This window comes from Terribacillus sp. FSL K6-0262, assembly GCF_037977385.1.
GTDB lineage: Bacteria > Bacillota > Bacilli > Bacillales > Amphibacillaceae > Terribacillus.
Genome location: NZ_CP150277.1, coordinates 1,549,547 through 1,573,241, shown reverse-complemented (window position 1 = coordinate 1,573,241; position 23,695 = coordinate 1,549,547). Strand labels below are relative to the sequence as shown.

The window sequence follows — 23,695 nt, the reverse complement described above, 5'->3', positions numbered from 1 at the left end:
TAATTGGGTTGTTTGTTCAGTTTTGAGAGATCAATCTCTCTTGTGAACCTTGAAAACTAGATAAGAAACAACATGCCAGAACATCAAACTTTAAAGCAAGACAATATATATTGTCGCGATTTAATGCATCATGCGTTATTAGTTAAGTGAAGAAGGGCGCACGGTGGATGCCTTGGCACTAGGAGCCGATGAAGGACGGGACTAACACCGATATGCTTCGGGGAGCTGTAAGTAAGCTTTGATCCGGAGATTTCCGAATGGGGGAACCCGCTATCCGTTATTGGATAGTACGCATTACTGAATACATAGGTGATGCGAGGCAGACCCGGGGAACTGAAACATCTCATTACCCGGAGGAAGAGAAAGCAAATGCGATTTCCCAAGTAGCGGCGAGCGAAACGGAATCAGCCCAAACCAGAAGGCTTGCCTTCTGGGGTTGTAGGACACTCCTTTGGAGTTACAAAGAAACCATGTAGACGAAGCGGCTTGGAATGGCCCGCCATAGAAGGTAAGAGCCCTGTACTTGAAATGTGGTTTCCTCCGGAGTGTATCCTGAGTACGGCGGAACACGTGAAATTCCGTCGGAATCCGGGAGGACCATCTCCCAAGGCTAAATACTCCCTAGTGACCGATAGTGAACCAGTACCGTGAGGGAAAGGTGAAAAGCACCCCGGAAGGGGAGTGAAATAGAACCTGAAACCGTGTGCCTACAAGTAGTCGAAGCCCGTTAATGGGTGACGGCGTACCTTTTGTAGAATGGACCGGCGAGTTACGATCCCCTGCAAGGTTAAGTTGAAAAGACGGAGCCGCAGCGAAAGCGAGTCTGAATAGGGCGACATAGTAGGTGGTCGTAGACCCGAAACCGTGTGATCTACCCATGTCCAGGGTGAAGGTCAGGTAACACTGACTGGAGGCCCGAACCCACGCACGTTGAAAAGTGCGGGGATGAGGTGTGGGTAGGGGTGAAATGCCAATCGAACACGGAGATAGCTGGTTCTCTCCGAAATAGCTTTAGGGCTAGCCTCAAAGGATGATGGTTGGAGGTAGAGCACTGATTGGACTAGGGGCCCTCATCGGGTTACCGAATTCAGTCAAACTCCGAATGCCAATCAATCTACTTTGGGAGTCAGACCATGGGTGATAAGGTTCATGGTCGAAAGGGAAACAGCCCAGACCGCCAGCTAAGGTCCCAAAGTGTGTGTTAAGTGGAAAAGGATGTGGCGTTGCTTAGACAACCAGGATGTTGGCTTAGAAGCAGCCATCATTGAAAGAGTGCGTAATAGCTCACTGGTCGAGTGACGCTGCGCCGAAAATATACCGGGGCTAAACACACCACCGAAGCTGCGGATTGACATCTACGATGTCAGTGGTAGGAGAGCGTTCTAAGGGCTGTGAAGGTCGATCGTGAGGACGGCTGGAGCGCTTAGAAGTGAGAATGCCGGTATGAGTAGCGAAAAAAGAGTGAGAATCTCTTTCATCGAAAGCCCAAGGTTTCCTGAGGAAGGCTCGTCCGCTCAGGGTTAGTCGGGGCCTAAGCCGAGGCCGAAAGGCGTAGGCGATGGATAACAGGTTGATATTCCTGTACCACCTAAATCCGCTTGAACGATGGGGGGACGTAGGAGGATAGGGAAAGCGCGCTGCTGGTCATGCGCGTCCAAGCCGTGAGGAAGTTGAGCAGGCAAATCCACTCAACATGATTCCAGGCGGTTATGGGGAGGGAAATTTAGTACCGAAGTTCCTGATTTCACACTGCCAAGAAAAGCCTCTAGTGAGGAAATAGGTGCCCGTACCGCAAACCGACACAGGTAGGCACGGTGAGTAACCGAAGATGATCGGGAGAACTCTCGTTAAGGAACTCGGCAAAATGACCCCGTAACTTCGGGAGAAGGGGTGCTTCTTTTTAGGAGAAGCCGCAGTGAAAAGGCCCAAGCGACTGTTTAGCAAAAACACAGGTCTCTGCAAAGCCGTAAGGCGAAGTATAGGGGCTGACACCTGCCCGGTGCTGGAAGGTTAAGGGGAATGGTTAGGGACTTCGTCCCGAAGCTGTGAACCGAAGCCCCAGTAAACGGCGGCCGTAACTATAACGGTCCTAAGGTAGCGAAATTCCTTGTCGGGTAAGTTCCGACCCGCACGAAAGGTGCAACGACTTGGGCACTGTCTCAACGAGAGACCCGGTGAAATTATACTATGCGTGAAGATGCGCATTACCCGCGACAGGACGGAAAGACCCCGTGGAGCTTTACTGTAGCCTGATATGGAATGTTGGTACAGCTTGTACAGGATAGGTGGGAGCCTTGGAAACCGGAGCGCCAGCTTCGGCGGAGGCATCCGTGGGATACCACCCTGGCTGTATTGACATTCTAACCCAGAACCGTCATCCGGTTCGGAGACAGTGTCAGGTGGGCAGTTTGACTGGGGCGGTCGCCTCCCAAAGAGTAACGGAGGCGCCCAAAGGTTCCCTCAGAATGGTTGGAAATCATTCGTAGCGTGCAAAGGCAGAAGGGAGCTTGACTGCGAGACCTACAAGTCGAGCAGGGACGAAAGTCGGGCTTAGTGATCCGGCGGTGCCGTATGGAAGGGCCGTCGCTCAACGGATAAAAGCTACCCCGGGGATAACAGGCTTATCTCCCCCAAGAGTCCACATCGACGGGGAGGTTTGGCACCTCGATGTCGGCTCATCGCATCCTGGGGCTGTAGTCGGTCCCAAGGGTTGGGCTGTTCGCCCATTAAAGCGGTACGCGAGCTGGGTTCAGAACGTCGTGAGACAGTTCGGTCCCTATCCGTCGTGGGCGTTGGAAGTTTGAGAGGAGCTGTCCTTAGTACGAGAGGACCGGGATGGACGCACCGCTGGTGCACCAGTTGTTCCGCCAGGAGCACAGCTGGGTAGCTACGTGCGGAAGGGATAAGTGCTGAAAGCATCTAAGCATGAAGCCCCCCTCAAGATGAGACTTCCCATCATTTTAAATGAGTAAGATCCCTCAGAGACGATGAGGTAGATAGGTTCGAGGTGGAAGCGTGGTGACACGTGCAGCTGACGAATACTAATCGATCGAGGACTTAACTAAAAAACGAAAAGCGGAAAAGGCCGTTTAGAAACGTAGGAATAAGCGAGAAAGCCCGTAGTGGAGTGTACTTCTTCACGAAGGGATTTATCGCTTAGGCCATAGTTTCTGGCCTTTGGAGCTGGATCTAGCCGCAGCGCCAGATCCCTTAGTAAGTCAACGCCAAAGACCAAGCACTCCGGTGCTTGGCACGCATGAGATGTACAGCAAGGATGTTTCTTATCTAGTTTTGAGGGTTCATTCCATATGAATTCTTGCATTGTCTGGTGGTAATAGCGAAGAGGTCACACCTGTTCCCATGCCGAACACAGCAGTTAAGCTCTTCAGCGCCGATGGTAGTTGGGTTCGCCCTGCGAGAGTAGGACGCTGCCAGGCAAGATGAAATCTCCTGATAAGTTAATCATAACTTATCAGGAGATTTTTTATGTTTTGCTTTATACTTCTGTCGATTAGGGAATGTAAATATTTCACTTCATATTGAGACGAGAATATTCATATACTGCTAAGAGAAAGAAGGGAAGCATGGATGGAGCAATACTATAACGATCAATTTTTAACGGTAATGATTAAAATAATAATTGCGATATTCCTTTCAGGTGCTATCGGGATGGAGCGTGGGATGGGTAATCATCACGCTGGTTTAAGGACTCACATCCTTGTAGGCGTGGGATCTTGTCTTATGATGATTTTATCTTTATATGGCTTTACGGAATTCAGCGAAGAGCATGACTATGTGCAATTCGATCCTGCACGTATACCTTCTTATGTCATCAGCGGGATCGGGTTCCTGGGAGCGGGGACGATCCTGGTCAATGGAACTACTGTCCGGGGTCTCACGACAGCCGCATCTGTCTGGACCGTAGCAGGCCTCGGTCTTGTGATAGGGGCAGGAATGTATATGGAGGCTGTATTCACAACCATCATCATTCTATCCATCCTCATATTCCTGAATAATTTCGAGAAACTGTTTTTGTCCAGTAAAAAGCAGAAAGCATACCTTCTCGATATTGAACTGGGCAGGGAAGATAGTGTGGCTCCCATCATGGAAATACTCGAGCGCCATCATCTGGCATTGACAAACATGAAAATGAAAAAGTATCACCATGATAGCAGGATGCTGCATGTTGAGTTGGAAACACGTCAGGCTATAAATGAAATGGAGCTCTTCGAGGAACTGACTGATCTAACCAATATCAAATCGGTCAGTACGGTGAAAAGTTAAAACCCTTTTTAAGGGTTTTTTTCTGTTTTTGGGGGCTATGCTAAAGAAGAAGTGCTTTGCATTCCTCCTGCAAAATGTATATAATATAGTCAAAGATAGTCAAAGTCAAAAGAAGGGAGGAAACTTGTGTGAGTAATAATATATCTGACATAATCGAGGCATATCTTAAGCAGATCCTTCAGTCAACGGATACGCAGGAAGTGGAGATAAAGCGAAGCGAAGTAGCCAATCGTTTTCAGTGCGTGCCCTCCCAAATCAACTACGTCATCAAAACGAGATTCACCGTCGAAAAGGGATATCTGGTTGAAAGCAAGCGTGGCGGCGGCGGTTATATTCGTATAATTCGGGTAAAGCATCATACGGAAGCAAGTTTGATAGACGACGTGATCGAAATGGTGCAGCCGCGAGTTTCACAGCAGACTGCCAATAACGTGATCGAACGCCTGGCAGAAGAGAATATCCTGACAGAACGGGAAGCGAAAATCATGCTTAGGGCAACCAGCCGAGATACACTAGCCTTCCCTCTTCCGCTTCGCGATGAGGTCAGGTCACGTATCCTGGTTTCAATGCTGACTGCTATCAAGTACTAGTCAGATAAGGAGGCATCAAGATGGAATGTCAAGAATGTCATATAAGGCCAGCTACATTACATTTGACGAATGTCGTCAATGGGCAGAAGACGGAAATGCATGTATGCGAGCAATGCGCCAAGGAAAACGGATATGTCTCCTACGGCCAAGAAGGGTATTCCCTGCATAACTTATTATCTGGTCTATTCCATATGAATCCATCGACTGTCCAAGGACATAAACACTTCTCTCAAGCACCGGCAGCACTTGCTTGTCCGAAGTGCGGACTCACATATCATGAGTTTACCCGCTTGGGGAAATTCGGTTGTGCATCCTGTTATGAAACATTCGAGGATAATCTGAACCCTATCTTCCGTCGGGTACACAGCGGCAATACCAAACACGAAGGCAAGATACCAAAGAGGATGGGCAGCGGTATCGAAAAGAAACGAAAAATCGCTGCATATCGGGAATCCATGCAGCAATATATTCAAGCGGAGGAATTTGAAAAAGCAGCGGAGCTCCGCGATAAGATACGTTCTTTGGAGCAGGATGGCCGGGAAGAGGGTGAGAGCTAATGTCACTTGAGAATTTCATGAGTGATGCAATCAGCCCGTGGATGAAAGAAAATGGACCGGATTGCGATATAGTCATGAGCAGCCGTATTCGGTTAGCCAGGAACTTTGAGAATCGAACTTTCCCCTTAATTGCCAAGGCAGAGGATTTGGACGATGTACTTAATTTCTTCCAAGACAGCTATCAGGATGCCGCATTCCAGGATCGCGGAAAGATGCAATTCATCCGGATTGCCGATTTATCACCGATCGAGAAAAAAGTATTTGTCGAGAAACATTTGATCAGCCCTCATTTGGCAGAACACGCAGAGGAAGCAGGAGTTTTGCTAAGCGAAAGCGAACAAGTCTCTATCATGGTAAATGAGGAGGATCACCTGCGGATCCAGCTTTATTTGCCAGGCTTCCAGCTGCAAAAGGCACTGCAGGAGGCATTTGAAGTGGATGATTGGCTTGAACAGAAGATAACATATGCTTTCGATGAGGAAAGGGGTTATCTGACTACCTGTCCGACGAATGTAGGGACGGGGCTCCGGGCTTCTGTGATGATGCATCTGCCTGCTTTGACCATGACGCATCAGATGAACCGGCTGACACCGGCAATCAACCAGCTCGGACTTGTCGTTCGCGGCATTTACGGAGAAGGCAGTGAGGCTCAGGGCAATATCTATCAGATATCCAACCAGATCACCCTGGGAAAATCCGAACAGGATATTGTCGAGGATCTGGAAAGCGTAGTCAGCCAGTTGATCGAGCAGGAAAGGCAAGCTCGGCATACGCTGACAGAGGAGCTGAGCATCCAGCTGGAGGATCGGATCTTCCGTTCTTATGGTACGTTGCGGTACAGCCGTATCATTGAATCCAAGGAAGCTGCAACCTGTTTATCCGATGTTAGGTTAGGCATCGATCTTGGGTATATAGAAGATATGCCTCAATCTATACTTAATGAATTAATGGTATTGATACAGCCGGGCTTCCTTCAGCATTATGCGAGAAGGAGCCTATCTGGCAGAGAACGAGATGTATTACGTGCCTCCCTTATCAGGGAGCGGATGCATTTGGAAAATAACTGACTGATCGAGGAGGAATTCCTATGATGTTTGGACGCTTCACGGAAAGAGCGCAAAAGGTCCTTGCACTTGCCCAAGAAGAGGCAGTGCGGCTTGGACATAATAATATTGGAACAGAACACATTCTATTGGGCCTGGTGAGCGAAGGCGAAGGAATCGCTGCCAAAGCTCTGACGACACTGGGATTGGAAACAGAACGCATTCAGGAAGAGGTCGAGCAGCTGATCGGGCGCGGCCAGAAAATCACTGGTACACCTTATTACACACCGCGCGCGAAGAAAGTGATCGAGCTTTCCTTGGACGAAGCGAGAAAGCTTGGTCATTCTTACGTGGGTACTGAGCATATCCTTCTCGGATTGATTCGCGAAGGAGAAGGTGTTGCGGCACGTGTGCTGAATAATCTCGGTGTCAGCTTGAACAAAGCGCGTCAGCAAGTGCTTCAGCTTCTTGGCAGTAATGAGTCCTCTGCAGGGAAACAGCGCGGCAGTCAGTCTGCCAGGGCAAATACGCCGACGCTTGACTCCTTGGCGCGCGATCTTACGGCCATTGCCAAAGAAGGCAATATCGATCCGGTCATCGGCCGTGAAAAAGAGATCGAGCGTGTCATTCAAGTCCTTAGCCGCCGTACGAAAAATAATCCTGTCTTGATCGGGGAGCCGGGTGTAGGTAAAACGGCAGTTGCTGAAGGTCTGGCGCAGCAGATCATCAATAATGAAATTCCGGAGATCCTGCGGGATAAACGTGTCATGACGCTTGATATGGGTACAGTCGTGGCGGGTACGAAATACCGCGGGGAATTCGAGGATCGTTTGAAAAAAGTGATGGAGGAGATCCGCCAAGCAGGGAATATCATCCTCTTCATTGATGAACTGCATACACTTATCGGTGCGGGCGGAGCGGAAGGGGCAATCGACGCTTCCAATATCCTGAAACCATCCTTGGCACGCGGGGAGCTGCAGTGCATCGGTGCTACCACTTTGGATGAGTACCGCAAGTATATCGAGAAAGATGCAGCATTGGAACGCCGCTTCCAGCCGATACAAGTCGATGAACCATCCGTGGAGGAATCGATTCAGATCCTCACTGGCTTGCGTGATCGCTATGAAGCCCATCACCGTGTAACCATCACCGACGATGCGATTCGTGCAGCAGCGGAATTCTCCGATCGTTACATTACGGATCGTTTCCTTCCGGATAAAGCGATCGACTTGATTGATGAGGCGGCTTCCAAAGTACGTCTTCGCTCTTACACTGCTCCGCCAAACTTGAAAGAGCTCGAGCAGAAGCTGGAGGAAGTTCGCAAAGAGAAAGATGCAGCCGTACAAAGCCAGGAATTCGAAAAAGCGGCTTCCTTGCGTGATACAGAGCAGCGCCTGCGTGATCAGCTGGATCAGACGAAGGACCAGTGGAAAGAGAAACAAGGTCAGGAAAGCAGTGAAGTCACTGTGGAAGACATCGCTTCCGTTGTTTCCATCTGGACTGGAGTGCCGGTTGCCAAGCTGACAAAGGATGAATCCGAACGCTTGCTCAATATGGAGCAGACATTGCATGACCGCGTCATCGGTCAAGAAGAAGCGGTTGTCGCAATCTCCAAAGCAATTCGCCGGGCGCGTGCAGGTCTCAAGGATCCAAAACGTCCGATTGGTTCCTTCATCTTCCTTGGACCGACAGGAGTCGGAAAAACGGAACTGGCACGTGCATTGGCTGATTCCATGTTCGGTGACGAAGATGCGATGATCCGTATCGATATGTCCGAATACATGGAGCGCCATTCCACAGCACGCCTAGTCGGCTCTCCTCCAGGATATGTAGGATATGAAGAGGGCGGACAGCTCACGGAGAAAGTTCGTCGCAAGCCATATTCCGTCGTCTTGCTTGATGAGGTGGAAAAAGCACATCCAGAGGTCTTCAACATCTTGCTTCAAGTGTTGGAGGACGGACGCCTGACCGATTCCAAAGGTCGTCTGGTCGATTTCCGCAATACGATCCTGATCATGACTTCCAACGTCGGAGCAAGTGAGCTGAAACGGAGCAAATCACTAGGTTTCACATTGGATAGCGAAGATCAGAACTTCAAGGATATGAAGGCGAAAGTGACAGAGGAACTGAAGAAAGCATTCCGTCCTGAGTTCTTGAACCGTATCGATGAAACGATTGTGTTCCATCCTCTGGAGAAGAAACACATGAAGGATATCGTTACATTGATGGCAGATCAGCTTAAGAAGCGTCTTGCACAGCAGGATATCGAGTTTACGCTGACAGATGCTGTGATTGAGAAGATTGCCGATGAAGGCTTCGATCCGGAATATGGTGCGCGTCCGCTGCGCCGTGCAATCCAGAAGAATATCGAAGATTTATTATCGGAAGAGCTTCTGCGCGAGAATATCCGCAAAGGTCAACAAGTGAATATAGATGTTGATAAAGATGGTAAGTATATCGTTACGGGCAAATAATGAATAGGGAGGTGTTTACGCCTCCCTTTTTGCTATTTATTTGTGTAATATTTTCTATAATAATGATTTTATTTGATATATTTCTGTAACTTTTATGCCGTAATTATCGTATAAAATGATGAAGAAGGATTTGATAAGTTTGGCAAAGAGAAAGACAAAGTATGTTTGTCAGGAATGCGGATATGAATCTGCGAAATGGATGGGCAAATGCCCGAGCTGCAATAATTGGAATACCTTCACGGAGGAAGTGGTTTCACCGGCTGGCAGCGGTGCCTTCCGTCATTCAAATACGACGACAGCTGCAAAGCCGCAATCGATTACGGCCATCCACTCCGAAAAGGAGCCGCGGGTGACGACGAATCTCCCTGAATTCAATAGGGTGCTTGGCGGCGGCATCGTTGCAGGATCGCTTGTGCTTATCGGCGGCGACCCTGGTATCGGTAAATCCACCTTGCTATTGCAAGTCAGTGCACAGCTGGCCGAAAAGGAATTACCTGTTTTGTATATCTCAGGAGAGGAATCGGCACGGCAGACGAAACTGAGGGCCGATCGTCTTGGTGTAAAAGCTGATCAGCTCTATGTTTTATCGGAGACCAATCTGCAGGACATCACGCGGCATATAGAGGATGTGAAGCCGGCATTCGTTGTTGTCGACTCCATCCAGACCGTTTATCGGGAAGAAGTCACCAGCGCGCCTGGAAGTGTTTCGCAGGTGAGGGAATGTACAAGTGAGCTGATGCGGGTTGCCAAAACGAATGGCATTCCGATTTTCCTCGTCGGTCATGTGACGAAAGAAGGCGCAATTGCCGGTCCGAGGCTGCTGGAGCATATGGTGGATGCCGTACTTTATTTTGAAGGGGAACGTCATCATACATTCCGGATACTGCGGAGTGTGAAGAACAGGTTTGGAAGTACAAATGAAATGGGTATCTTCGAGATGAAGGAAGAAGGATTGAGGGAAGTGACGAATCCGTCCGAAATCTTCCTGGAAGAAAGGTCACAAGGCGCAGCAGGATCGACAGTCGTGGCATCGATGGAAGGAACACGGCCGGTCCTGGTCGAGATTCAGGCACTCATCTCCCCTACTAGCTTCGGGAATCCGCGGCGTATGGCTACCGGTACAGATCATAACCGGGTACCGCTGCTGATGGCGGTGCTGGAGAAGCGGGTCGGGCTTATGCTGCAGAACCAGGATGCATATGTCAAGATTGCGGGCGGTATGCGCTTGGACGAGCCTGCCATCGATCTCGCGGTGGCTGCAAGCATCGCATCCAGCTTCAAGGACAAGCCGACCAAACCGGATGATGTCTTGATCGGTGAGGTGGGTTTGACTGGGGAAGTGAGACGCGTATCGCGTATAGAACAGCGTGTCCAGGAAGCGGCCAAGCTCGGCTTCAAGCGAGCAATCGTACCGAAGAAGAACCTGGATGGCTGGACAGTACCAGCAAGTATCAAAGTCGTTGGGGTCAACTCCGTAAGTGAAGCACTCCGGATTGTGTTGGGAGAGGATTGACCTCTCCTTAAAATAGTAATATTTTTTGACATTTTCTCTAAATCTATGCTACTATGTAATATTTCCTAAATTGACTGGGTTCATAAAACGTGCTACGGTAAAACTGCAATTATTTATTTTTACGTCTAATATATTTTGTTTCAGGTAATACTTTCTGTTAGGAGGTGACAGTAATGTTAAAACGAATCGTGCAATTATTCATTATCGTTGCAGGCGGTATGATCGGGTTTCTCTACATCCCCAAATTGATGGATCTAGTGAACCTTACCAACATTGGTTGGCTCGATTCCCCGATTGTCGGGTTGATTGGCGGAGCTATTCTATTATTCTTATTACTGTTCTGGGTGGTCGATTATATTGTCGGCTTCATCCATTGGGTGGAGGACTCACTGGTCAAGACCCCTGCTGCTGACTTGTTCTTTGGAAGCATCGGGCTCATCATCGGATTGGTCGTTGCGTATTTGATCACAATCCCGATCCGCGGTATCGGTTTTGTGCTTGTATCGGAAGTGCTGCCGCTGTTCGTGACAATTTTCCTTGGGTACATCGGTTTTCAGGTCGGCTTCAAGCGCCGGGATGAATTCCTGAATATGATGACACTGGCGAAAAAGGACAAAAAGAAAGCAGCGGATGAACAAGAAGCCGCAGAAGAGAAGGTCCAGGCTATCCAGCCAAAATCGAAACTGCTGGATACAAGTGTCATCATCGATGGACGAATCGCCGATATTTGCGAAACGAATTTCCTTGAGGGCACGATCGTCATTCCGCAATTCGTATTGAACGAGCTCCAGCATATCGCTGACTCATCTGATGCATTGAAGCGAAATCGCGGCCGTCGCGGCCTGGATGTCCTGAACCGCATCCAAAAGGATATGCCAGGTGTGAAAGTGGAATTTTACGAAGGTGATTTTGAAGATATTCCGGAAGTGGATTCCAAGCTGGTAAAATTGGCAAAGGTCATCGATGGCATTGTCGTGACGAATGATTTCAATTTGAATAAAGTTTGTGAATTCCAGAATGTACCGGTGCTGAATATCAATGATTTGGCAAATGCGGTGAAGCCGGTCGTCATTCCGGGTGAGGAATTGACTGTCCAGGTGATCAAGGACGGGAAAGAGCATAATCAAGGCGTGGCTTACTTGGATGACGGTACGATGATCGTTGTCGAGGAAGGGAAGAATTATATCGGCAAGACGATCGAAGTGCTTATTACAAGTGTCTTGCAAACTTCTGCCGGCCGAATGATCTTTGCAAAGCCTAAATTACTTGAAAAAGCATTGTGAATAAGTATAACATAATAGAAGTAGACAAAAGTGATAACATTGGGATGTTATCGCTTTTGTTTGGATTCGACATAAAATAAGGCGGTAAATATAGATGTATTATCAAGCTATCGTGTTAGCTGCCGGGCAAGGGAAACGGATGCAGGCCGGCCGCAATAAGCAATTCCTCACAATTGGACAGAAGCCGCTCATTGTCCATACGCTGACAGTTTTCGACAAGGATCCTTGGTGTGCATCCATCACGCTTGTTGTAAGCAAGGCTGATCGCGAATTGATGCTTCAGCTGCTGGCCGTTCAAGAATGGTCGACACCAATCAATCTGACAGAAGGCGGAAGCGAGCGGCAGGAGAGTGTCCTGATGGGGCTGGAGGCCTTGCCTAAGAAGTCCGGTATGGTATTCATACACGATGGCGCACGGCCGTTTGTTACGATCGACAGGCTTCATGCCCTGGCTGAAGCCTGTCAGCAGCACCGTGCTGCAATCCTGGCGGTGCCTGTCACCGACACAATCAAGCTGCGCCGGGGCAATCGTCTGGAAACGATGGACAGGGGGCTTTTGTGGGCTGCCCAGACACCGCAGGCTTTTGATTATCAGCTTATCTACGATGCTCATGTATCGGCAAAGGTGGACGGAATGCTTGGCACAGATGATGCGTCATTGGTCGAGCGGACCGACCACGATGTTTTCATCGTGGAAGGCAGCTACGATAATATGAAGCTCACGACACCAGAGGATCTATACAAAGCGGAAGCATTTTTAAATGGCAAATAAAGCGAGGTCACATTATGTTTCGAATTGGACAAGGATTTGATGTACATGCATTTGCGGAGGGCAGACCTTGTATCATCGGCGGAATCACGATTCCTCATGAACTTGGGCTGCTGGGGCATTCAGATGCGGATGTACTGTTACATACAGTTGCGGATGCCTGTCTCGGTGCCCTGGCACTAGGGGATATCGGCAAGCATTTCCCGGATACCGATCCTGCTTTCAAGGATGCGGATTCAGAAGTATTGCTGCGGCATGTTTGGCAGCTTGTAAAAGAGCAAGGATACAAACTAGGGAACTTGGATTGCACAGTCATCGCGCAAGCGCCGAAAATGGCACCATATATCGATCAGATCCGAGAAAATATAGCAGGGATGCTTGAAGCCGATCCAGGTCAGATCAATGTGAAAGCAACTACAACGGAACAGCTCGGCTTCACTGGCCGGAAGGAAGGAATCGCTGCCCAAGCAGTCGTCCTTTTACAGCAAGCCTAACATAATCGAAAGGGAGTTAATCATATGTCAAAACCTGTACGTGTGCGCTATGCGCCAAGTCCGACTGGACATTTGCATATTGGAAACGCACGAACTGCATTATTCAACTATTTATTCGCCCGTCATCATGACGGTAAATTCATTGTCCGCACAGAGGATACAGACCAGAAGCGTAATGTGGAAGGCGGCGAGGAAAGCCAGTTCAGCTATTTGAAATGGCTTGGTATCAAATGGGATGAAGGTGCCGACATCGGCGGTGAGTACGGACCGTACCGTCAATTGGAGCGTCTTGATATATACCAAAAATATGTTGATGAATTGCTGGATCGCGGCCTTGCTTATAAATGCTACGTGACGGAAGAGGAATTGGAGAAAGAGCGTGAGGAGCAGAAGGCGAAGGGCCAAGTTCCTAAGTATTCTGGTGCACACCGTGATCTGACACCGGAACAGCAGGCAAAGTTCGAAGCGGAAGGCAGACAGCCGAGCATCCGTTTCCGCGTGCCGGAGAATAAAACATACAAGTTCAATGATATCGTCCGCAATGAGATCAGCTTCGAATCCAGTGACTTCGGTGATTGGGTCATCGTGAAGAAAAATGGTATCCCGACATACAACTTCGCTGTGGCAATCGATGACCATTTGATGGAGATTACACATATCCTTCGAGGGGAAGAACATATTTCCAACACACCGAAGCAGCTGATGATCTATGAAGCATTCGGCTGGGAGCCGCCTCAATTCGGTCACATGACGTTGATCCTGAACGAAAACCGCAAGAAGCTCTCCAAGCGTGATGAGCATATCCTGCAATTCATCGAGCAATATAAGAACCTAGGTTATCTGCCGGAAGCAATGTTCAATTTCATCAGCTTGTTAGGCTGGTCACCAGTCGGGGAAGAAGAGATCTTCTCCAAAGATGAAATCATCAAGATTTTTGATCCGAACCGTCTATCCACTTCTGCTGCCATCTTTGATCCGCAGAAGCTGAAATGGATGAATAATCAGTATATCAAGTCGGAGGATGCAGATCGCATCGAGAAATTGACATTGCCGCATTTGATTCAAGCTGGCAAGCTGCCTGAGAACATGGAAGACTCCCGCCGCGACTGGGCAGCAGAACTTATTGCACTTTACAAAGACCAGCTGAATTATGGTGCGGAGATTGTCGAGCTGACAGAACTATTCTTCCAGGAAGATATTTCTTATGATGAAGAAGCCATGGCTGTGCTTGGTGAGGAGCAAGTACCGGATGTCCTGAAGGCATTTTCCGAGCAGCTTGCATCATTGGAAGCATTCGAGCCGGATGCAATCAAAGGTGCTATCAAAGCGACTCAGAAACAGACCGGACAAAAAGGCAAAAAGCTATTCATGCCTATCCGTGTAGCGACAACAGGTGTCACGCATGGTCCGGAGCTGCCGAATTCCATCCACTTGCTTGGTGAGACTGTGGTACAGAATCGCCTTCGTGCAGCAATCGAGCAGCTGTCAAAGTAAAATATTCACTTTTTGTCTGAAATATAATATAGTAATACTACACATTTGAACGTAGAAGAGGAGAAGTAGGCATCTGCCTTTCCATCCAGAGAGAGCCGCATACGCTGCGAGCGGCTTTGGAGAGCTTTTGCTGAAATGCACCTCGGAGTCTTTTGCCGAACTATCAGTAGGTAAAAGCGGTTCTCACCGTTATCAGAGTGAAGCTGGGGAAGCCTGTGGGCTCGCCCAAATAGAGTGGAACCGCGCGAAAAGCGTCTCTGTCATATGTACAGGGACGTTTTTTTTCGTGAAACGATAGAAGCGGAAAGGAAGGGCAAAATGGGATTTTTCAAGATGCTGAAAGAGGATGTCATGGTTGTTTTCGACCAGGATCCAGCTGCTCGCTCATATCTGGAAGTTATCCTTACGTATTCCGGCTTGCATGCCATTTGGGCACATCGAGTTGCACACCAATTGTATAAGCATAAATTCTATTTCCTTGCCCGCGTTGTTTCACAAGTGAGCCGTTTCTTCACTGGCATCGAGATACATCCAGGAGCCAAGATCGGCAGACGTTTCTTCATCGATCATGGCATGGGTGTCGTCATTGGGGAGACGTGTGAGATCGGCGACAATGTAACGATTTTTCAGGGTGTGACATTAGGGGGCACAGGGAAGGAAAAAGGCAAACGGCATCCGACGGTCAAAGATAATGCACTTATTGCAACAGGAGCCAAAGTGTTAGGTTCCATTACGATAGGTGCCAATTCGAAGATAGGCGCGGGGTCTGTTGTCTTGCATGATGTTCCGGATTGTTCCACGGTTGTCGGCATTCCGGGACGCGTCGTCATCAAAGATGGTGAACGTATCAGGAGAGATCTGAATCATCAGGATTTGCCGGATCCGGTTGCGGAGAAACTAAGAGAAATGGACGAGGAAATAAAAGCACTGCAGCGGGAATTAGCCGCTGCCAAAGGAGAGAAGCAGCATGTCGGTAAAAATTTATAATACATTGAGCCGGAAAAAGGAACCATTCGTTCCGATTGAAGAAGGAAAAGTAAGCATGTATGTCTGCGGACCTACTGTTTACAATTACATCCATATCGGTAATGCAAGACCGCCAATCGTATTCGATACGGTCCGGCGTTATCTGGAATACCGCGGCTATGAAGTCAAGTATGTCATGAACTTCACGGATGTCGATGACAAAATCATAAACGCCGCAAAAGAAATGGGCGAAGATGTCTATGCGGTAGCAGAGAAATTCATCCAAGCTTACAAAGAAGACACATCCGCCCTTGGAGTAAAAGAAGGGGCCCTTCATCCGCGTGTCACGGAGAGCATGGAAGAGATCATCGATTTCGTGCAAGGGCTGATCGATAAAGGCTACGCGTATGTATCCGAAGGAGATGTCTATTTCCGTACACGTTCATTTGACGGTTATGGGAAATTGTCCCATCAATCCATTGATGAATTACGTTCCGGTGCTCGTATCCGCGTCGGGGAACAGAAGGATGATCCCCTTGATTTCGCACTATGGAAAAATGCAAAGCCAGGCGAGATTTCCTGGGATACACCATGGGGCAAAGGGCGTCCCGGCTGGCATATCGAATGCTCGGCGATGGTGAAAAAGCACCTTGGTGACACAATCGATATCCATGCAGGCGGAACGGATCTTACTTTCCCGCACCATGAAAATGAGATAGCTCAATCAGAGGCACTCAATGGGAAGTCATTTGCGAATTATTGGATGCATAACGGTCACATCAATATCGATAATGAGAAAATGTCCAAGTCCCTGGGCAACTTCATCCTTGCGCATGACTTGATCAAGAAACATGATCCGCAAGTATTGCGCTTCTTCATGCTGAGCGTACATTACCGCAATCCGATCAATTTCACGGATGAATTACTGGAAAGTGCCAAGACAGGTTTGGCACGAATCAAGAATGCCTATGAGAACCTGCAGCATCGAAAAGCTGCGAGCACGAACCAGGATGGCAATGCCGACGGTGTGATGGAGACGATCCAAGAGCTCAGGGCTCGTTTTGAAGAAGAGATGGATGACGATTTCAATACAGCCAACGCAGTTTCTGTATTATTCGATCTGGCTAAAGAAGCGAATGTCTACTTGCAGCAGGAACAAACATCCGAACAAGTCATCGAAGCCTTCACAAAAGCATTCGAAGACCTTGGCGGAGTACTTGGTGTCACTTTTGCTGCAGAAACGGAATTATTGGATGATGAGATCGAAGACTTGCTGGCTCAGCGGGTAGAGGCGCGTAAGAACCGTGACTTCCAGGAAGCGGATCGGATCCGGGATCTGCTCAAGGAGAAAAATATCATCCTGGAGGATACACCGCAGGGGACGCGCTGGAAAAGAGGATAATGCATGAATGTCAAACAAATGAAGAGTCTGGCGCTCGCCTATATGGGGGACGCTGTTTATGAGATCTATGTCCGCCGGCATTTACTGCAAAAAGGGGAGGTCAAACCGAATCAGCTGCATCATGCAGCTGTCACCTTCGTTTCTGCCAAATCGCAAGCGAAGGTGATCCGGGATTGGCTCGAGCAGGACATGCTGTCGGAGGAAGAGCAGGCTGTCGTACGGAGGGGGCGTAATGCCAAGTCTGGTACCGTGCCGAAAAATACAGACGTACAGACTTACAGATACAGTACAGGCTTTGAAGCGCTGATTGGGTATCACTATCTGCTGGAAAATACAGATCGCCTTGAGGCCCTTATACAAGCAGCTATCACACATGTGGAAGAAAGGAGTCAACAGCATGGCAGATGAATGGATAATCGGCAAGAACCCTGTCACCGAAGCATTGCGATCAGGAAGATCGATCAATAAAATCATGGTTTCGGAGCATTTGCAGCCAAAGACATGGCAGTCGATACAGGAGCTTGCAAAAGCAAACGGCACTATCGTGCAAAAAGTGCCGAAACGAAAATTGGATCAATTGATCGAGGGGAATCATCAAGGGATCGTTGCTTCGGTTGCAGCTTATGAATACAGCACAGTGGATGATTTATTCCGTGTGGCGGAGGAACGGGAAGAGGAGCCATTCTTCATTATTCTGGATGAAATGGAGGATCCGCATAATCTTGGTTCGATCCTGAGGACGGCAGATGCGGTCGGAGCACATGGTGTGATCATTCCGAAGCGTCGTTCGGTCAGTCTGACAGCCACTGTAGCAAAGACATCCGCTGGTGCAATCGAATATATCCCGGTGGCGCGTGTAACGAATTTGGCCAAGACGATCGATCAGCTTAAGGAACGGAATGTATGGATTGCTGGTACTGCGGCAGAGGGTGCGATCGATTATCGCCGTCTAGATGCAGTCGGAGCGATCGCCCTTGTCATCGGAAATGAAGGAAAAGGTATCAGCAGACTTGTCCGGGAGAAGTGCGATTGGACAGTTTCGCTGCCTATGCAAGGTAAAGTCACTTCGCTCAATGCCAGTGTCGCGGCTAGTCTCCTCATGTATGAGGTAAACCGTCAGCGTCATCCGCTAGGGGAATAAATATGGTCATCTTGGTGGTCGATGGCTATAACGTCATCGGAGCATGGGAGGAACTGCATGCACTCCGCGACAAAGATTTTGAACAGTCCCGCCAGCTGCTGATCGAGAAGCTGGCCGAGTATCAGGCTTACACTGGACACCGGGTCATCGTCGTCTTCGATGCTTACCATGTGAGAGGCTTGGAAAAAAAATACGAAAACTTTAAAGTTGAAGTTGTTTATACAAAAGAAAAAGAGACAGCGGATGACCGTATCGAAAAATTGATTAAAACGTTGAAAAATGTCAAGACACAAGTCTATGTCGCAACAAGTGATTATGCGGAGCAGCGTACTATATTTGGGCAAGGGGCCCTTCGTAAATCTTCCAGGGAACTATATCTGGAAATCAAACAGATCGAACGGGAAATCGACCAGGAAATCAGGGATTACAATAGTCGACAATTCCAGCCAAAAATCCCCTTGAAACCCGAAATCAGGGATACGCTCGAAGCATGGCGCAGAAGGAAGAAATAGCCAAAGTAGTATATTGACGGTTATTTAGGGCGCCTGTATAATGACCGTATAAATTCGCGGTATACATGGTCAGGGGGAATCCTTAAGTGACAGTTGTCAAACAGCGGACGGAAGACCAGGATTATGCAGTGATGGAAGATAGTGTTCTTGTGGATTTAGTGAAAGCAGGTCATGTTGATGCCCTAGATTTTCTGATTAACAAGTATCGAAATTTTGTCAGAGCGAAAGCTCGTACGTATTTTCTGATTGGAGCCGACCGGGAAGACATTGTCCAGGAAGGGATGATTGGCCTTTATAAGGCCATCCGTGATTTTAATGGTGAGAAGCTCGCTTCATTCAAGGCATTTGCTGAACTTTGTGTGACGAGGCAGATCATCACAGCAATCAAGACAGCGACCAGACAGAAGCATATTCCGCTCAACTCTTATGTATCGCTGGACAAGCCGATCTATGATGAGGAATCAGACAGGACGCTGCTTGATATCATCGTGAGCTCAAAAGCAGGCGATCCGCAAGATGTCCTGATCAACCAGGAGCGATTCCTCGATATGGAGGAGAAGATGGCACAGCTCCTCAGCGAACTCGAAAGACAAGTGCTCGCCCTTTATTTGGACGGCAGATCTTATCAGGAGATTTCCGAGGAATTGAAGCGGCATGTCAAGTCGATTGATAATGCCTTGCAGCGGGTAAAACGAAAGCTTGAACGCTATCTTGAGATCAGCGAAGTGACATTATAGCTCCGTTGACAAGCGATTTCATGCGTGCTAGAGTAAAATTGTGTCAAAATACCCGAGAGGGTGGAGAAGTTTGCGTAAAACAGTTACATTGGCGTGCTCGGAATGCCTGAGCCGCAACTATTCCACCGCAAAAAGTGGAAATCAATCACAGCGATTAGAGACTAAGAAATTCTGCAAACGATGCGACAAGCATACGGTCCATCGGGAAACGAAATAGACAACAATGCCTGTCGGCGAGAGTTTGGGGGTAGTACCGTGAATCCTGTTACGTTTTTGAAAAATGTATCCAAAGAGATGAAGAAGGTCAGCTGGCCAACTGGCAAAGAGCTGTATCGCTACACGATCGTGACAGTTTTAACAGTCGTGTTCGCTGCTATATTCTTCGGCTTGGTCGATTTAGGGATCTCTGAGATTTTAAATTTATTCTTTTGAATAATACCCACTGATATATGCTATAATGGTATTAAATATTGCTCGTAGAGAAAAACCCGTTGCGTACGGGTTTTTTAAATTGGTCTTTTTTGTCCAGCATCGGCAATAACTAAACCAAAGGGAGGGAAGGACAAGCGCTTGTCCTGACAGCATGGAAAAAAGATGGTATGTCGTACACACTTATTCTGGATATGAAAACAAAGTAAAAGCCAACCTGGAGAAAAGACTCGATTCCATGGGAATGGAAGATAAGATCTTCCGCGTCGTCGTTCCCGAGGATGAAGAGACGGAAATCAAGAACGGTAAACGTAAAACGGCAATGAAGAAGGTCTTCCCTGGTTACGTATTGACGGAAATGATCATGACGGATGATTCTTGGTATGTCGTACGGAACACACCGGGTGTCACTGGTTTCGTCGGATCGACTGGTTCAGGTTCCAAGCCGACACCGCTTTTGGAAGAGGAAGTGGAGGTCATCCTTAAACGGATGGGCATGGAGGAGACCCTGACAGAATTCGATTTCGAAGAGAAGGAAAGCGTCCGCGTCACCGATGGGCCATTCACCGATTTCACAGGTACAATCGAACATATCGACATGGATAAACAGAAAGTCAAAGTCCACGTCAATATGTTCGGGCGGGAAACACCGGTGGAACTTGATTTCTCCCAAATCGAAAAATTATAATCCGGCATCCGGAATTTATTTGGAAGCCCCTTGCATTGTTTGTGGATAAATGCTAGAATCTTAATGTTATTGACTATAGTGTACGCTATCTATAGCTATACAGACATGTTGAGTGGGAGGGTGACAAGCCCTATTACCACATCACGGACTTAAGGAGGTGTGTCTCGTGGCTAAAAAAGTAATCAAAGTTGTAAAATTGCAGATTCCTGCAGCTAAAGCGAATCCAGCTCCACCAGTTGGACCGGCACTAGGTCAAGCAGGTGTGAACATCATGGGATTCTGTAAGGAATTTAACGCCCGCACGCAAGAACAGGCTGGCTTGATCATTCCAGTTGAAATCACGGTATTCGAAGACCGTTCATTTACATTCATCACCAAAACTCCGCCTGCTGCAGTCTTGCTTAAGAAAGCAGCTGGTATCGAATCGGCATCTGGTGAACCGAACCGTAACAAAGTCGCTACACTTAAACGCGATAAAGTTAGAGAGATTGCGGAAACTAAAATGCCTGATTTGAATGCTGCAAACGTTGAAGCAGCAATGCGTATGGTTGAAGGTACTGCTCGCAGTATGGGAATTGTCATCGAAGACTGATTCCATTTCAATCAAGGAAACTGACGAGGTTGCGTGAATGGAGGATCCCATTTCGCAGCCTTTTTAAAAGCCGGCATTTCCGGCATTTGCGGACTCTGTCCGTTCCGCTTTAACAAGTGGGAGGTCCTACCGTTAAAACCACAATCCGAGGAGGAAAAGGAAATGGCTGTAAAAAGCAAAAAGAAACAAGAAGCACTTAAGCTTGTTGACCGTACTCAATTGTACGAAGTGAAAGAAGCTGTTGCACTTGTCAAAAAGACTGCAACTGCTAAATTCGATGAAACAATCGAAGCTGCTTTCCGTTTGGGTGTAGACCCTAAGAAAGCCGACCAGCAAATTCGCGGTGCGATGGTATTGCCGCATGGTACTGGTAAAACTCAACGTGTATTGGTATTCGCTAAAGGCGATAAAGCAAAAGAAGCGGAAGCTGCTGGAGCCGACTTCGTTGGCGAACAGGATCTAATCGCGAAAATCAACGGCGGCTGGTTCGAGTTTGACGTTATCGTTGCAACTCCGGACATGATGGCTGAAGTTGGTAAATTGGGCCGTGTGCTTGGACCAAAAGGTCTAATGCCTAACCCGAAAACTGGCACAGTTACATTCGACGTAGAAAAAGCTGTCCAGGAAATCAAAGCTGGTAAAGTAGAATACCGCGTTGATAAACAAGCTAACATCCATGTACCAATCGGCAAAGCTTCCTTCTCTGAAGAGAAATTGGAAGAAAACCTTGTTGCATTGATCGAACAGCTTATCAAAGTTAAACCGCAAGCTTCCAAAGGCCTTTACATGAAGAACGTAGCGATCGCTTCTACTATGGGCCCTGGAATCAAAGTTGACGTAGCTCCTTTCCGTTAATTGTCTGTTGACATCTAATTGGAAACACTATATAATCAACTGTGGTTAAAACCTAATAAACGTTATACCTAAGACAGCAGGTGCCCGAGGGCTTAATTTCCTGCCGAGGTGTGTGAGATAAAACAGGCAGTCTGTTCCGACTGTTCCTTGTGATCATGCCTCCATGTCGAATGGAGGCATTTTTCATGTTAACTCCAGGTATAATGGTGAACAAGCTAACAGGAGGTGGAACATATGTCCAAGATCATCGAACAAAAGAAACAGGTTGTAAATGAAATCGCTGAGAAATTCCAAGCGAGCCAATCTACAATCGTAGTAGACTACCGCGGTCTTACTGTTTCTGAGGTGACTGAACTTCGCAAACAGCTTCGTGAAGCTGGTGTGGATTTCAAAGTCTACAAAAACACGTTGACTCGCCGTGCTACTGAAGTAGCTGGTTTGACTGAACTAGACGAGAACTTGACAGGCCCAACTGCTATTGCCTTCAGTAATGAAGACGTAATTGCTCCTGCTAAGATCTTGAACGAGTTCGCCAAAAAGAACGAAGCACTTGAAATCAAAGCTGGTGTCATCCAAGGCAATGTAGCTTCTGTGGAACAAGTCAAAGAACTTGCAGATCTACCGAACTACGAAGGCTTGCTTTCCATGTTGCTTAGCGTGCTACAAGCACCGGTTCGCAACTTCGCTTATGCTGCGAAAGCAATCGCAGAACAAAAAGAAGAGCAAGGCGCTTAAGGCGGCCTGAGACTTCCAAACAAAATAAAACATTTTCCAAGGAGGAAATATCATGTCTAAAGAGACAATCATTGAAGAGATTAAAGGTATGTCCGTTCTAGAATTGAACGATCTTGTTAAAGCTATCGAAGAAGAATTCGGCGTTACTGCTGCAGCTCCTGTAGCTGTTGCTGGTGGCGGTGCTGCTGAAGCTGCTGAAGAGAAAACTGAATTCGACGTTGTTCTTACAAGCGCTGGCGCTTCTAAAATCAAAGTCGTTAAAGCTGTTCGCGAAGCAACTGGCCTAGGTCTTAAAGACGCTAAAGATCTTGTTGATAACGCTCCTGGCAACATCAAAGAAGGCGTATCTAAAGATGAAGCTGAAGAACTTAAAGCTAAACTTGAAGAAGCTGGAGCTTCTGTAGAAGTTAAGTAATAGTTAAGCAATAAAAAGAAAGCTCGCCCTCGGGCGAGCTTTCCTTTTATCTATCTCTCCATGGCAATCGTGAATGGATCCTGAAAAAGAAGGTGACCAATTATGTCGGATCATTATTATACCAATCAGCCGCAATCCAAAAGTGCTCCTGCTACATGGCGTTTCACATTGAAAGGCAATGAACTTGTTTTCACTTCGGATAGCGGAGTATTTTCCAAGAAGGAAGTGGATTTCGGGTCCAGGGTTTTGATTGATGTCTTCAGAGAGCCGGAAATAGAAGGGGATATACTGGATCTTGGGTGTGGATATGGACCGATCGGCATTTCATTTGCAAAAGCTTTCACAGATCGTTCCATTGTGATGAGTGATGTCAATGAGCGTGCAGTATCACTTGCCAAGCAGAATGCTGAGGCGAATGGGGCGAGCAACACACATTTCTATGTGAGTGATCGCTTGACCGCTTTTTCGGACCGGAAGTTCGCGGCAATTGCTACCAACCCTCCAATCCGGGCAGGCAAGAAGGTTGTACATCAGCTATTTGAAGAGAGCCATCAGGCGCTTCTTCCTCAGGGGGAGCTCTGGGTTGTCATTCAAAAGAAACAAGGTGCCCCATCTGCCCAGGAAAAATTGAACCAGCTGTTCGGTTCATGTGAAATCGTGAAGAAGGATAAAGGCTATTACATCCTATTGGCTAAAAAAGATTGACTCGCATAAAAGCTTGT

General features: G+C 47.8%; 24 protein-coding genes, 2 rRNA genes and 2 other annotated features. All 26 genes read left to right on the top strand.

Translation table 11 applies throughout. From position 1 onward, the window contains the following. Window positions 1-140 precede the first annotated feature (140 nt). The 26 genes from MHI54_RS08210 to MHI54_RS08085 all read left to right on the top strand — a co-directional run bounded on the left by MHI54_RS08210 (window position 141) and on the right by MHI54_RS08085 (window position 23,678). Window positions 141-3,065: ribosomal RNA gene (locus MHI54_RS08210) — 23S ribosomal RNA — on the top strand. A gap of 259 nt (window positions 3,066-3,324) precedes the next feature. After that, window positions 3,325-3,437 (top strand): 5S ribosomal RNA (rrf, locus tag MHI54_RS08205). 151 nt (window positions 3,438-3,588) lie between these two features. Beyond that, window positions 3,589-4,284: an MgtC/SapB family protein gene (locus MHI54_RS08200; RefSeq protein WP_340082869.1), complete on the top strand. Its 696-nt coding sequence runs from the start codon at window positions 3,589-3,591 to the stop codon at window positions 4,282-4,284. A 128-nt stretch (window positions 4,285-4,412) separates the two neighbouring features. Then, window positions 4,413-4,874 (top strand): CtsR family transcriptional regulator, encoded by a 462-nt coding sequence (locus MHI54_RS08195; RefSeq protein ID WP_095216529.1) that lies wholly within the window; start codon window positions 4,413-4,415, stop codon window positions 4,872-4,874. A 20-nt stretch (window positions 4,875-4,894) separates the two neighbouring features. Beyond that, window positions 4,895-5,431, top strand: coding sequence for a UvrB/UvrC motif-containing protein (locus tag MHI54_RS08190; RefSeq protein ID WP_095216530.1), 537 nt, complete (start codon window positions 4,895-4,897; stop codon window positions 5,429-5,431). Beyond that, window positions 5,431-6,498 (top strand): protein arginine kinase, encoded by a 1,068-nt coding sequence (locus tag MHI54_RS08185; protein ID WP_095216531.1) that lies wholly within the window; start codon window positions 5,431-5,433, stop codon window positions 6,496-6,498. Before MHI54_RS08190 ends, MHI54_RS08185 begins: the two co-directional genes overlap by 1 nt. A gap of 20 nt (window positions 6,499-6,518) precedes the next feature. Beyond that, a complete protein-coding gene (clpC, locus tag MHI54_RS08180) occupies window positions 6,519-8,948 on the top strand; it encodes an ATP-dependent protease ATP-binding subunit ClpC (RefSeq protein ID WP_095216532.1) in 2,430 nt (809 codons plus the stop codon). Window positions 8,949-9,087: 139 nt separating this feature from the next. Further along, window positions 9,088-10,461 (top strand): DNA repair protein RadA, encoded by a 1,374-nt coding sequence (radA, locus tag MHI54_RS08175; protein WP_095216533.1) that lies wholly within the window; start codon window positions 9,088-9,090, stop codon window positions 10,459-10,461. A 173-nt stretch (window positions 10,462-10,634) separates the two neighbouring features. Further along, a complete protein-coding gene (locus MHI54_RS08170) occupies window positions 10,635-11,744 on the top strand; it encodes a PIN/TRAM domain-containing protein (protein ID WP_095216534.1) in 1,110 nt (369 codons plus the stop codon). A 94-nt stretch (window positions 11,745-11,838) separates the two neighbouring features. Beyond that, window positions 11,839-12,516 (top strand): 2-C-methyl-D-erythritol 4-phosphate cytidylyltransferase, encoded by a 678-nt coding sequence (gene ispD, locus MHI54_RS08165; RefSeq protein WP_095216535.1) that lies wholly within the window; start codon window positions 11,839-11,841, stop codon window positions 12,514-12,516. A 14-nt stretch (window positions 12,517-12,530) separates the two neighbouring features. Further along, window positions 12,531-13,007 carry a 2-C-methyl-D-erythritol 2,4-cyclodiphosphate synthase gene (gene ispF / locus MHI54_RS08160; protein ID WP_095216536.1) on the top strand — a complete coding sequence of 159 codons (477 nt, stop codon included), beginning with the start codon at window positions 12,531-12,533 and terminating at the stop codon, window positions 13,005-13,007. Between the two features lie 24 nt (window positions 13,008-13,031). Further along, window positions 13,032-14,501, top strand: coding sequence for a glutamate--tRNA ligase (gene gltX / locus MHI54_RS08155; protein ID WP_095216537.1), 1,470 nt, complete (start codon window positions 13,032-13,034; stop codon window positions 14,499-14,501). 43 nt (window positions 14,502-14,544) lie between these two features. Then, window positions 14,545-14,763 (top strand) — a binding site (T-box leader). A 2-nt stretch (window positions 14,764-14,765) separates the two neighbouring features. Continuing rightward, window positions 14,766-15,488, top strand: coding sequence for a serine O-acetyltransferase (cysE, locus tag MHI54_RS08150; RefSeq protein WP_340082864.1), 723 nt, complete (start codon window positions 14,766-14,768; stop codon window positions 15,486-15,488). After that, the gene (cysS, locus tag MHI54_RS08145; protein ID WP_340082862.1) at window positions 15,469-16,869 is read left to right on the top strand and encodes a cysteine--tRNA ligase; all 1,401 of its coding nucleotides are present in this window, start codon (window positions 15,469-15,471) and stop codon (window positions 16,867-16,869) included. The genes cysE and cysS overlap by 20 nt, the downstream gene beginning before the upstream one ends. Before the next feature lie 3 nt (window positions 16,870-16,872). Beyond that, complete coding sequence (locus MHI54_RS08140) at window positions 16,873-17,277, top strand: Mini-ribonuclease 3 (protein ID WP_095216540.1); 405 nt, start codon at window positions 16,873-16,875, stop codon at window positions 17,275-17,277. Beyond that, complete coding sequence (gene rlmB / locus MHI54_RS08135; RefSeq protein ID WP_095216541.1) at window positions 17,267-18,010, top strand: 23S rRNA (guanosine(2251)-2'-O)-methyltransferase RlmB; 744 nt, start codon at window positions 17,267-17,269, stop codon at window positions 18,008-18,010. Before MHI54_RS08140 ends, rlmB begins: the two co-directional genes overlap by 11 nt. Window positions 18,011-18,012: 2 nt before the next feature. After that, window positions 18,013-18,522 carry an NYN domain-containing protein gene (locus MHI54_RS08130; RefSeq protein ID WP_095216542.1) on the top strand — a complete coding sequence of 170 codons (510 nt, stop codon included), beginning with the start codon at window positions 18,013-18,015 and terminating at the stop codon, window positions 18,520-18,522. An 86-nt stretch (window positions 18,523-18,608) separates the two neighbouring features. Then, on the top strand, window positions 18,609-19,259 hold the full coding sequence (gene sigH / locus MHI54_RS08125) for an RNA polymerase sporulation sigma factor SigH (protein WP_340082859.1): 651 nt from the start codon (window positions 18,609-18,611) through the stop codon (window positions 19,257-19,259). A gap of 70 nt (window positions 19,260-19,329) precedes the next feature. After that, the gene (gene rpmG / locus MHI54_RS08120; RefSeq protein WP_095216543.1) at window positions 19,330-19,476 is read left to right on the top strand and encodes a 50S ribosomal protein L33; all 147 of its coding nucleotides are present in this window, start codon (window positions 19,330-19,332) and stop codon (window positions 19,474-19,476) included. Between the two features lie 38 nt (window positions 19,477-19,514). After that, entirely contained in the window at window positions 19,515-19,691 is a 177-nt protein-coding gene (gene secE, locus MHI54_RS08115) for a preprotein translocase subunit SecE (protein ID WP_038565135.1), read from the top strand. A gap of 151 nt (window positions 19,692-19,842) precedes the next feature. Beyond that, entirely contained in the window at window positions 19,843-20,376 is a 534-nt protein-coding gene (gene nusG / locus MHI54_RS08110; protein ID WP_095216545.1) for a transcription termination/antitermination protein NusG, read from the top strand. 166 nt (window positions 20,377-20,542) lie between these two features. After that, window positions 20,543-20,968 (top strand): 50S ribosomal protein L11, encoded by a 426-nt coding sequence (rplK, locus tag MHI54_RS08105; protein ID WP_143594503.1) that lies wholly within the window; start codon window positions 20,543-20,545, stop codon window positions 20,966-20,968. Window positions 20,969-21,130: 162 nt separating this feature from the next. Then, window positions 21,131-21,823: a 50S ribosomal protein L1 gene (gene rplA, locus MHI54_RS08100; protein WP_095216547.1), complete on the top strand. Its 693-nt coding sequence runs from the start codon at window positions 21,131-21,133 to the stop codon at window positions 21,821-21,823. 49 nt (window positions 21,824-21,872) lie between these two features. Then, window positions 21,873-22,017 (top strand) — a sequence feature (ribosomal protein L10 leader region). Window positions 22,018-22,057: 40 nt separating this feature from the next. Continuing rightward, complete coding sequence (gene rplJ, locus MHI54_RS08095; RefSeq protein ID WP_093728589.1) at window positions 22,058-22,558, top strand: 50S ribosomal protein L10; 501 nt, start codon at window positions 22,058-22,060, stop codon at window positions 22,556-22,558. Between the two features lie 52 nt (window positions 22,559-22,610). Continuing rightward, entirely contained in the window at window positions 22,611-22,973 is a 363-nt protein-coding gene (gene rplL / locus MHI54_RS08090) for a 50S ribosomal protein L7/L12 (RefSeq protein ID WP_095216548.1), read from the top strand. Window positions 22,974-23,075: 102 nt separating this feature from the next. Next, window positions 23,076-23,678 carry a class I SAM-dependent methyltransferase gene (locus tag MHI54_RS08085; protein ID WP_340082855.1) on the top strand — a complete coding sequence of 201 codons (603 nt, stop codon included), beginning with the start codon at window positions 23,076-23,078 and terminating at the stop codon, window positions 23,676-23,678. Window positions 23,679-23,695 lie beyond the last annotated feature (17 nt).

Bases quoted from the DNA above. Each gene is read 5' to 3' on its own strand.
- MHI54_RS08185 (WP_095216531.1), top strand. From the start codon at position 5,431: ATGTCACTTGAGAATTTCATGAGTGATGCAATCAGCCCGTGGATGAAA.
- cysE (WP_340082864.1), top strand. From the start codon at position 14,766: ATGTACAGGGACGTTTTTTTTCGTGAAACGATAGAAGCGGAAAGGAAG.
- rplA (WP_095216547.1), top strand. From the start codon at position 21,131: ATGGCTGTAAAAAGCAAAAAGAAACAAGAAGCACTTAAGCTTGTTGAC.
- ispD (WP_095216535.1), top strand. From the start codon at position 11,839: ATGTATTATCAAGCTATCGTGTTAGCTGCCGGGCAAGGGAAACGGATG.
- MHI54_RS08170 (WP_095216534.1), top strand. From the start codon at position 10,635: ATGTTAAAACGAATCGTGCAATTATTCATTATCGTTGCAGGCGGTATG.
- MHI54_RS08140 (WP_095216540.1), top strand. From the start codon at position 16,873: ATGAATGTCAAACAAATGAAGAGTCTGGCGCTCGCCTATATGGGGGAC.
- rplJ (WP_093728589.1), top strand. From the start codon at position 22,058: ATGTCCAAGATCATCGAACAAAAGAAACAGGTTGTAAATGAAATCGCT.
- nusG (WP_095216545.1), top strand. From the start codon at position 19,843: ATGGAAAAAAGATGGTATGTCGTACACACTTATTCTGGATATGAAAAC.
- MHI54_RS08190 (WP_095216530.1), top strand. From the start codon at position 4,895: ATGGAATGTCAAGAATGTCATATAAGGCCAGCTACATTACATTTGACG.
- ispF (WP_095216536.1), top strand. From the start codon at position 12,531: ATGTTTCGAATTGGACAAGGATTTGATGTACATGCATTTGCGGAGGGC.
- MHI54_RS08200 (WP_340082869.1), top strand. From the start codon at position 3,589: ATGGAGCAATACTATAACGATCAATTTTTAACGGTAATGATTAAAATA.
- clpC (WP_095216532.1), top strand. From the start codon at position 6,519: ATGATGTTTGGACGCTTCACGGAAAGAGCGCAAAAGGTCCTTGCACTT.
- rlmB (WP_095216541.1), top strand. From the start codon at position 17,267: ATGGCAGATGAATGGATAATCGGCAAGAACCCTGTCACCGAAGCATTG.
- MHI54_RS08130 (WP_095216542.1), top strand. From the start codon at position 18,013: ATGGTCATCTTGGTGGTCGATGGCTATAACGTCATCGGAGCATGGGAG.
- MHI54_RS08085 (WP_340082855.1), top strand. From the start codon at position 23,076: ATGTCGGATCATTATTATACCAATCAGCCGCAATCCAAAAGTGCTCCT.
- gltX (WP_095216537.1), top strand. From the start codon at position 13,032: ATGTCAAAACCTGTACGTGTGCGCTATGCGCCAAGTCCGACTGGACAT.
- cysS (WP_340082862.1), top strand. From the start codon at position 15,469: ATGTCGGTAAAAATTTATAATACATTGAGCCGGAAAAAGGAACCATTC.
- rplL (WP_095216548.1), top strand. From the start codon at position 22,611: ATGTCTAAAGAGACAATCATTGAAGAGATTAAAGGTATGTCCGTTCTA.